Consider the following 2,673-nt stretch of genomic DNA (forward strand, 5'->3'; position numbering starts at 1 on the left):
CCTTCAATTAAGGCTTCCGTAAATCGATTGACAATATAACCAATCGTAATGACTCCCGCCAAAATTAAGGCGATGGTAAAAATGCGTCCCCGATCTCCTAATGGTTGCGTTTCGCCATAGCCGACGGTGGTGAGGGTAATGACGGTCATATATACCGCATCTAACCAGTGCCATTGCTCCACCAGCTTATACCAGAGCGTTCCGGTAATAAATACTAATGTTAGGGCAATTCCACCCCGTTGTAAGTCTTTCCTGATGCGACGATATTTTTGCTCGGCGGAATCCATTTCTGTTAGTTGACAGTTACGCCGTAAAAGATACTTTTATCATCGAACCAGAGCATCTGGGTACTTAAATTTTAAGGGTTAAACCGATTTTTTTGGCCACCATTTTAAACCAGCCAGTCCAATTCCCAGATAATTTGCAGACAGATCTACCAAATCAAATGTTCGCCAGGGAATCCAAATTTGAGAAATTTCTTCGATCGTAATGCCGATCGCGACGATCGAGCAACCTAATAATACCTTTAGACCGCCGATTTTTACCATGCGACCGTCGAGAGCATAGTCGAGCAAAAATGCTAAAGTCCCCATAAATACCATGTGCCCGATTTTATCGCCAAATGGTAAACTGCCTACCCAATTAACGATCGTTCGCAGTTGCCCCAAATCGTTACCAATAATAATACCAGTGACAAATAGGAAAAATAAGGAAAAAGGCAGCCATTTGAGTCGCATCAGATTATAGCCAATTAAAGATCTATGTAAACCACAATAGCGATCGAGCCTCATCCAGAAAGATCCATATACTACAATTTTACCAAATATCCCCGACTTCTTTAAGAAGCGGCTCGCGCTCATCGGCTTTGCCGTTCGCGCAGCGTCTACGAAGGAGAGGGTTTAGCGAGACAAGACAGTCGGGGATATCGGGAGCCGCTCATCAGATCGAGATCTATTTTTTAAATATTTTGCGTTTAATCTGTCCGGCGAACTTATCAAATTCTGGTAACTTAAATTGAGACACGATCGCAATATACACCCCGAAACCGATGCCTCCAGATAAAGCTAATTGAATCAACAGGGTAATCTTATTACTAACCGGAATAAATTGCTGCCAACCGTAACTTACACCCCAGGTGATGCCGCCTGTAAATAAACTGGCTAAAAATATGCCCCCCAGCGGTAAAAATCCGCGCCACGGCAACCCATTCAATCTGCGATTTAGTAAGAATAACATTACTGAAAAAGAAATCAGATTGATGCACACTGTCGATAACGTAATCCCCGCCGCGCCAAATGGTTTCCAGAATAAATAATCGAATAGGAAATTGAAGAAGATATTCACCATGCTAATCTTGAATGGCGTGCTCCCATCACCGAGCGCGTAGAATACTCGCACCAAAATATCCCGCGCCAGAAAGATTGACATCCCCAAACTCGATGCGATTAAAATCGAGCCGACTAACAACGAGTCTTGGGTTTTAAACGCCCCATTCTGATAGACTGTTTGGACGATCGGGAAGGCTAGAGCTATCATCACGGCACTCAATGGCATCATCGCAATCCCCGTCAGGATTAGTCCCTGGCGAATTCGATCCTTGAGTTGAGTCCAGTTATCGGGATCTGTCAACCGCGAAAATTCTGGCAGGAGGGACGCTAAAATGACATTAGAAATAATCCCCAACGGAGTCTGAATTAACATTCCCGAATATTGCATTGCCGAAGCTGCACCAACAATCCCCGAAGCAAAAGCATTATCGATAAATAAATTGATTTGTAGCGTACTAGAAGAAAATGTGGCAGGGCCGAGAATTTTTAAGACATCTTGCACTCCCTGTCGCCGCCACTCCAATCGGGGTTTAATCGTCCCCAATCCGAATCGCCATTGGGTGACAACTTGCATCAACCATTGCAGAATTGCCCCGATTAATACCGTACCTGCTAAGACTTTACCGCCCAACATGGCATATTCTGGCAGCCCGATATTCGATCCCAAATACATCGCTAAGATGCCTACCCCGATAATCGTTGCTGCGCTAGACAGGAGCGGACTGATGGAGGGCAACCAGTAAAAATCAGCAGAACTGAGGGTACCGAAACCAATGCCGATAAAGCCTGCTAGGACTGCCATTGCGGACATGATTTGCAACTGTTCGATCGCACTTTGACGGACTAGGGTACCTCTAGCGATATCGCCAGTATGAATTAAGTTCGGCGCGCTCAGATCGATCGCATTACTGGCAAAACAAAAAATTAAGATACTCACGCCGAGTAAAATAATACCGACGATCGTGGTAATTGTTTCGACGATCGGTGCTGTTTGCGATTTATCTTTTTCTTTAGCGAGTACACTAACGATCGCACTATAAAATGGCCCGTTCATCCCACCGAGTAAGATTAGTAAAAAGCCAGGAATTGCGTAAGCGTAGGTAAATGCCTCGACCACGATTCCATTCCCAAAGGCGGCGGCTAGAGCCACCTGACGCACCAATCCGAAGACTTTACTAATCAGGGTAGCAGCAGCTACAATTCCAGCAATACTGGCGATCGATTTGGTTGTTTTTTTCGATTCAGTCACAAATATCGAGCGGGATTAAATACTCACCTATCTTAGTCTGAGTTGCGATCGAGATGGGAGGTGGGAGGTGGGAGATGGGAGGTGGGAGATGGGAGG

The 2,673-nt window shown here is 45.2% G+C and carries 3 protein-coding genes; all 3 read right to left on the minus strand.

Translation table 11 applies throughout. The features are described from left to right. The coding region (locus RMO79_RS09450; protein ID WP_310482876.1) for a potassium channel family protein at positions 1-287 on the minus strand (287 nt) is incomplete at its 3' end. 78 nt (positions 288-365) lie between these two features. Continuing rightward, positions 366-860, minus strand: a complete 495-nt coding sequence (locus RMO79_RS09455) for a VanZ family protein (protein WP_310482877.1) — start codon at positions 858-860, stop codon at positions 366-368. A gap of 91 nt (positions 861-951) precedes the next feature. Then, complete coding sequence (gene murJ, locus RMO79_RS09460) at positions 952-2,577, minus strand: murein biosynthesis integral membrane protein MurJ (protein ID WP_310482878.1); 1,626 nt, start codon at positions 2,575-2,577, stop codon at positions 952-954. Positions 2,578-2,673: the final 96 nt, after the last annotated feature.

It is taken from the genome of Chamaesiphon sp. VAR_48_metabat_403, assembly GCF_031422475.1.
Classification (GTDB): Bacteria; Cyanobacteriota; Cyanobacteriia; order Cyanobacteriales; family Chamaesiphonaceae; genus Chamaesiphon.

Bases quoted from the DNA above. Each gene is read 5' to 3' on its own strand.
- RMO79_RS09455 (WP_310482877.1), bottom strand. From the start codon at position 860: ATGAGCGCGAGCCGCTTCTTAAAGAAGTCGGGGATATTTGGTAAAATT.